At 48.7% G+C, this 7,075-nt stretch carries 7 protein-coding genes; all 7 read left to right on the forward strand.

Annotated features, from left to right (window positions below):
* Positions 1 to 2: 2 nt before the first annotated feature.
* The 7 genes from AB1K89_RS16400 to lysS all read left to right on the forward strand — a co-directional run bounded on the left by AB1K89_RS16400 (position 3) and on the right by lysS (position 6,735).
* Entirely contained in the window at positions 3 to 1,418 is a 1,416-nt protein-coding gene (locus AB1K89_RS16400) for an anthranilate synthase component I family protein (RefSeq protein ID WP_413055775.1), read from the forward strand.
* A 16-nt stretch (positions 1,419 to 1,434) separates the two neighbouring features.
* A complete protein-coding gene (gene pabC, locus AB1K89_RS16405; protein WP_413055776.1) occupies positions 1,435 to 2,283 on the forward strand; it encodes an aminodeoxychorismate lyase in 849 nt (282 codons plus the stop codon).
* Positions 2,284 to 2,287: 4 nt separating this feature from the next.
* A complete protein-coding gene (gene folP, locus AB1K89_RS16410) occupies positions 2,288 to 3,142 on the forward strand; it encodes a dihydropteroate synthase (RefSeq protein ID WP_413055777.1) in 855 nt (284 codons plus the stop codon).
* A gap of 22 nt (positions 3,143 to 3,164) precedes the next feature.
* On the forward strand, positions 3,165 to 3,533 hold the full coding sequence (folB, locus tag AB1K89_RS16415) for a dihydroneopterin aldolase (protein WP_413055778.1): 369 nt from the start codon (positions 3,165 to 3,167) through the stop codon (positions 3,531 to 3,533).
* Entirely contained in the window at positions 3,530 to 4,033 is a 504-nt protein-coding gene (gene folK / locus AB1K89_RS16420; RefSeq protein WP_413055779.1) for a 2-amino-4-hydroxy-6-hydroxymethyldihydropteridine diphosphokinase, read from the forward strand. Before folB ends, folK begins: the two co-directional genes overlap by 4 nt.
* Positions 4,034 to 4,107: 74 nt before the next feature.
* Positions 4,108 to 5,130 (forward strand): tRNA dihydrouridine synthase DusB, encoded by a 1,023-nt coding sequence (dusB, locus tag AB1K89_RS16425; RefSeq protein WP_413055780.1) that lies wholly within the window; start codon positions 4,108 to 4,110, stop codon positions 5,128 to 5,130.
* Between the two features lie 114 nt (positions 5,131 to 5,244).
* The gene (lysS, locus tag AB1K89_RS16430) at positions 5,245 to 6,735 is read left to right on the forward strand and encodes a lysine--tRNA ligase (RefSeq protein ID WP_413055781.1); all 1,491 of its coding nucleotides are present in this window, start codon (positions 5,245 to 5,247) and stop codon (positions 6,733 to 6,735) included.
* Positions 6,736 to 7,075: the final 340 nt, after the last annotated feature.

The raw sequence follows: 7,075 nt of genomic DNA on the forward strand, positions 1-7,075 counted from the left end.
AAATGGATAAATTGCATCCTGATTATAAGAAGACTGAAATGACGAAGGAGCAATTTTTTTACGCATATAAAGAACTTGCGAAAACGGTGGAACAGCACGTTTTGCTGGAAAGCGGACGAACAGGCAAACTATGCATCGCGGGTGTCGACCCGTTAGTAACGTTAACAAGCAAGCAGCACCAATCATTGGAACTTCAATGGCGTGACGGGACGAAGGAAATAAGGGAAGGCGAACCTCTTGAACTAGTATCTTCATTCGTCGAATCGATGAAAATGGACAATGTACCGGAGCTGCCGGACTTCCAAGGAGGTGCTATCGGGTTCATCAGCTATGATTACGCCCGGACATATGAGCCGATTCCTGAAATGACTGTGGATGACCTAGAGGCACCGGACGTCTTCTTCTATTTATTTGACCGTTGGGCAGTCCTCGATCTCGAAACGGATACCGCTTATTTCATGACACTGCCTGGGCGGGGGTTGGATGCGTCGGAAGTGGAAAGGGAATGGATGGAGGCGGCAGAAGCCGGCATCGTAAGTCGATTACTATCGCCAGCTGACTATGCAATCGATTATACAAGACCTGAAAATGTGGAAGTGTCGGTAACTGGACCGCAATTCGAGCAGATGGTGCGTGATGTCCAGCGCTATATTGCGAATGGAGACGTCAATCAAGTCAACATAACCGTCCGACAATCGAAGTTTCTATCCGCTGACCCGCTTTCGATGTACGAAGCATTGCGTTCCTTCAATCCATCGCCTTATATGGCGTCAATCGGAGCCAAGGAATTTGCTGTCGTGTCGGGTTCTCCGGAATTGTTGCTCAAGAAACGCGGAATGGAGTTGAGCACGCGTCCAATCGGGGGAACGCGGCCGAGAGGGGCGACGGAATTCGAGGATGAAGCATATGAGAAGGACCTGCTCTCCGATGAAAAGGAGAAAGGTGAACATATTATGCTTGTAGAACAGGAGCTGGAGGACTTTGGACGAGTCTGCGTGCCGGAAACGGTGGAAACGGATGAATTCATGGTCGTTGAGCGGTATTCGCACGTCATGCATCTCGTTTCGAATGTAAGAGGGACAGCAGCTCCGGAATTATCGAATGCGGATATTATTAGAGGAGTCTTCCCTGGAGGATCGATAACCGGCTCGCCGAAGCTGCGTACGATGGAAATCATCGAGGAGTTGGAGCCGACGCGGAGAGGTTTGTATACGGGCTCAATCGGCTGGATTGGCTTTAACGGCGACATCGATTTGAATATCGTCATTCGTACGGCGTATATAAAAGATGGAATCGTCCATATACAAGCGGGAGCCGGCCTTGTCGCGGACTCTAAACCGGAAGCGGAATATGTGGAGTCGCTCAATAAGGCGAGGGCGCTCTGGCAGGCGAAGGAAATGGCCGAAGCGGTAAAGTGAAAGGAGGATCACCTCCATGATATGTTGGATGAACGGTGAATTTAGACAAGCGGAACAGTTGCGGATATCCCCGTTCGATCATGGGTTTTTATATGGTGCAGGTTTTTTCGAGACATTTAGGACATATGAGGGACGCGTGTTTTTATTCAAAGAGCATATGGAACGGCTTCGTGCTGCATTGCATGAATACCGGATTGCGATGCCTTATTCGGATGGGAAGATTGCCGAAGCGATCGAAGAGTTGCACGTCCGTTCGGGTGGACGTGACGGGTATTTCCGGTTGAATGTATCTGCAGGCGTGCATGATATCGGCTTGGCCCCTTCCGAGTACGAGACGCCGAACGTCATTCTGTTCCGTAAAGATCTTGCAGTAGCCCCTCGGGGAACAGAAAAGAAAGCTGTGTGGCTCGAGACGGAAAGGAATCTCCCGGAAAGCCGGGTCCGCCACAAGTCGCATAACTTCCTGAACAATGTGCGCGGACGTTTGGAGCTGCCTTCCTTGAAGGAGCTGGAAGGAATCTTTCTCACGGCGTTCGGCCATGTAGCTGAAGGAGTGACATCCAATGTCTTTTGGGTGAAAGACGGCGCGCTGTACACACCCTCAATAGAGACGGGAATTCTGCCCGGCCTTACACGCGCCTTCATATTGGAGCTTGGGGCAAAGGTAGGGATGGATGTACATATCGGGCTTTATGAAAAAAGTGATGTCGAGCAAGCGGATGAAGTGTTCGTGTCGAACTCGATTCAGGAAATTGTCCCGCTCTCTTCGGTAGGCGAGCGGCCGATGCCAGGCGCTTCGGGGGTTTATTATCAAAAATTGCATCGATTGTACGTGCAAGCGATTGATGGAATGAAAGAAGGGTAAATTCATGGAATTATCGAAAGCGAAAGAGATATACCGTTTAGGGAGCACCGAATTTGACTTCAAAAAAGAGACGGCGGTAATGGGCATTTTAAATGTCACGCCGGACTCCTTCTCGGACGGAGGCAAATACGGACAAATCGATGCAGCGTTGCAGCGTGCGGAAGAAATGCTTCGGGACGGTGCGAAAATCATTGATATCGGCGGCGAATCGACCCGTCCAGGTCACGCACCGGTATCGCTCGAGTTGGAACTAGAGCGGACGGTTCCGGTAATCGAGGCGCTAGTTCGGGAATTGGACTGTGTCATTTCGATCGATACGTATAAGGCGGACGTAGCGGAAGCTGCATTGAAAGCGGGCGCGAAAATCATTAATGACGTGTGGGGAGCGAAACGCGAACCGGGGATCGCCGAAGTGGCGGCTACATACGGAGCACCGATCATCCTGATGCATAATCGGGAAAAGGCGGAATACGCAGGGCCATTCATGGATGAAATGATTGCCGACTTGGAGGAAAGCATGGAAATCGCACGCAAGGCGGGTGTGCCGGAAAGCAATATTTGGCTCGATCCAGGCATCGGCTTTGCGAAAAATACGATGCAGAACGTGTTGGCGATGCAAGGGCTTCGCCGTATTTCGAATCTGGGGTACCCGCTCTTGCTTGCAACATCCCGGAAAAGAATGATCGGCAACATTTTGGATCTACCTGTCGATGAGCGAATGGAAGGGACGGGCGCGACAGTTTGCTACGGCATCGAGCACGGCTGCCATATAGTGCGGGTGCACGATGTGAAGGCGATTTCCCGCATGGTGAAGATGATGGATGTGCTGGCGGGCAAATCAGAAGTAAGCGTCGAGTGATCTGGAAATGGAGGGTGCGAGGATGGATTATATTCATTTGAATGAAATGGAGTTTTACGGTTATCACGGTGCATTAAAGGAAGAGACGGTGCTTGGGCAGCGTTTCCGGACGAATGTATCGCTCGCGGTCGATTTGGCTGAAGCCGGAGAAACAGATGATTTGAAGAAGACGGTTAATTACGCGGAAGTGTTCGAAGTTTGCCGAACTGTAGTCGAAGGGGAGCCGAAGAAGTTGATCGAATCCGTCGCCGAGGAGATTTCCAGACTCATTTTACAAAGGTTCGCTGAGCAAGTCCGCGGCGTCCGGGTCGTCTTAATAAAACCTGATCCGCCGATACGGGGTCACTATGCCTCAGTCTCCGTGGAAATTACGAGAGGGCAATTTTCATGAATATCGCGTACATTTCCATAGGATCCAATATCGGCGACAGACTGCATAATCTTAAAGAGGCGGTACGTGCACTTCATTCCCACGGACAAATCAAAGCGACGAAAGTGTCTTCCATCTATGAAACGGCACCTGTCGGTTATACGGAACAGGCTGACTTCCTGAATTTGGTCGTTCGTGTGGAGACATCGTTGGATCCGCATGAGTTATTGGCGGCATGTCAAGATGTGGAGAACAGCTTGGGCCGTGTACGTGATATTAGATGGGGTCCGCGGACTGTAGACCTTGACATTTTGCTGTTTAATAACGACAATATTGAAGCGGAGAATTTAATTGTGCCGCACCCGAGAATGGGTGAACGGGCATTTGTTCTCGTGCCTTTATTGGAAATCGCGCCTGCAATTGGACATCCTGCAACGGGGATACCGTTTGCAAAGGAGGTTCCTCATGATGATGGCGTTGTGCTTTGGAAGAAAGTTGAGGAAGTCGGGCAGTTGCTTTGATACGGCGAATGTCAGACTCAATCCATATTTGGTGTGAAAACCGATATGTGTGATTGGGGAAGGGGGAGAGAGGAATGGATGATCTAAAAGAGCGTCCGTTTAAAATCGGTAATATTACGATGGATAATCGTGTCGTGCTCGCCCCTATGGCAGGCATTTGCAACTCAGCGTTCCGATTGACGGTAAAAGAATTTGGCGCGGGCCTTGTATATGCTGAAATGATCAGCGATAAGGGAATCGTCTTTAAGAATAGTAAAACGATGAACATGCTTTATATAGATGAACGTGAAAATCCGCTATCCCTGCAAATCTTCGGAGGGGAGAAAGAAACTCTTGTTGAAGCGGCGCAATATGTCGACAAGTATACGAATGCGGATATCATTGATATCAATATGGGCTGCCCTGTGAATAAAATCATCAAGTGCGAAGCGGGGGCCAAATGGCTACTCGATCCGGATAAGATCTACGAAATGGTGTCTGCGGTCGTTGACAAGGTCAACAAACCGGTCAGCGTCAAAATGCGGATCGGCTGGGACGATGAACATATTTTCGGCGTCGAAAATGCACGAGCGGTCGAACGTGCAGGCGGCGCAGCAGTTGCCGTCCATGGACGTACTCGATTGCAAATGTATGAAGGAAAAGCGAATTGGGACGTCATCCGCCAAATGAAAGAGGCTGTCTCCATCCCTGTCATTGGGAACGGAGATGTGGAGACCCCCCAAGACGCCAAAAGAATGCTGGAAGAAACAGGCGTTGATGGTGTCATGATCGGGCGGGCGGCTCTCGGAAACCCTTGGATGATTTACCGGACAGTGCGCTATCTTGAAACGGGTGAATTGATGGGAGAGCCAAGTGCTCGGGAGAAGATTGACGTCTGTCTATTGCACTTCGAACGGCTCATGGCGCTGAAAGGCGAACATGTCGCTGTAAGGGAAATGCGTAAACATGCATCCTGGTATATGAAGAGCATTCGTGGCAATGCTAATATTCGTAACGCCATCAACGAGATGGAAACAGCTGACGAGTTGATCAGCCTGCTGAATCAGTTTGCAGAAGAGATGACGGAGAGAGAACAGTCCGCAGTCGGTGTAGGGTAATGAAGCAGCGATGCGAGCCGCCATTATAGTGGCGGCTTTTTTTACATAAAGAGTTTGTGTACAATAGGAGCATGCCATCCGGCGTGAGGGATAACTGATGAAGGAGTGAAGGAAATGTCCCATTTGGATGAATTGAACGATCAGCTTTTGGTGAGACGCCAGAAGATGGAAGAATTGCGAGAGGGCGGTTTAGATCCGTTCGGCGCAAGATTCGAGCGGACGCATCTATCCAATGAAATCCGCGAAGCCTATGAGGGTCTTTCAAAAGAGGAATTGGATGAAACGGTGCACGAAGTGAAAATTGCAGGACGGATCATGACGAAGCGCGGCAAAGGGAAGGCTGGGTTTGCCCATCTCCAAGACCTCGGCGGCCAGATTCAAATCTATGTCCGTCAAGACGCGGTCGGCGAAGAGGCTTATGACCAGTTTACCCACGCGGATCTAGGGGATATCGTCGGAATCAAAGGAAACGTCTTCAAAACAAAAGTAGGCGAACTTTCTATTAAAGTGACTGAATTTACGTTTCTCACGAAAGCGCTTCGTCCGTTGCCGGATAAATTCCATGGATTGAAGGATATCGAACAACGGTATCGCCAGCGTTATCTTGATTTGATCACTTCAGAGGAAAGCAGACAGACTTTCATCACAAGAAGCCGCATCATCCAATCGATGCGCCGCTATTTGGATGGAGAAGGCTTCCTTGAAGTTGAGACGCCAATGCTGCATTCGATTGCAGGTGGAGCGACTGCTCGTCCATTCATTACGCACCATAACGCTTTGGATATGACGCTATACATGCGCATAGCGATCGAGCTTCACTTGAAACGCCTTATTGTCGGCGGTCTTGAAAAAGTGTATGAAATCGGCCGCGTTTTCCGTAATGAAGGGATTTCCACAAGACATAACCCTGAATTCACGATGATTGAACTATATGAAGCTTATGCGGATTATAAAGACATCATGGAACTCACGGAAAATATGGTTGCATACATCGCACAAGATGTCCTCGGTACAACGAAAGTGAAATACGGTGAAGATATCATCGACCTTTCGCCGGGCTGGAAACGTCTGCACATGGTGGATGCAATTAAGGAATATACTGGCGTTGACTTCTGGAAGCATATGACGAAGGAAGAAGCCCATGCCCTTGCTAAGGAACATGGCGTAGAAGTGACAGGCATGATGGACGTTGGTCATGTGTTGAACGAGTTCTTCGAGCAGAAAGTCGAAGAGCAACTTGTCCAACCTACATTCATCTACGGCCATCCTGTAGAAATATCGCCTCTCGCGAAGAAGAATCCGGAAGATGAGCGTTTCACAGACCGCTTTGAACTATTCATTGTTCGTCGTGAACACGCGAATGCATTTACTGAGTTGAACGACCCTATCGATCAGCGCTCGCGTTTTGAAGCGCAATTGGTCGAAAAGGAGCAAGGCAACGATGAGGCACATGAAATGGATGAAGACTTTATAGAAGCACTTGAATATGGTCTTCCTCCAACGGGCGGTCTTGGAATAGGTATCGACCGTCTCGTGATGCTGCTGACAAACGCTCAATCGATTCGCGATATTCTCCTGTTCCCACAGATGAGAAATAAAGAGTAATCATAAGAGAAGCACCGTGCAATCAAGCTTGAAACAATGATTGCACGGTTATCGCTTCTATGTGAATCTGACAAAGATAACTTTTTTCGAAAAAAGTATTGCAATCAAAAAGACAGGGTGGTATAGTAATAAACGTTGCGTTTCCGCTAACTGAATAACTACTTCGAAACAGCTTAAAACTTTTTTTTGAAAAAGTTGTTGACATCGGAATTGCGAACATGGTATTATATAAGAGTTGCTTCTGAGAGAGGCAATGAACAACAAATCAAATGAACCTTGAAAACTGAACAGCAAAACGTCAACAAATAAAGTCTTGCAACCGACCCTGTCGGTGAAAAGA

It is taken from the genome of Sporosarcina pasadenensis (genome assembly GCF_047228845.1).
Classification (GTDB): domain Bacteria; phylum Bacillota; class Bacilli; order Bacillales_A; family Planococcaceae; genus Sporosarcina.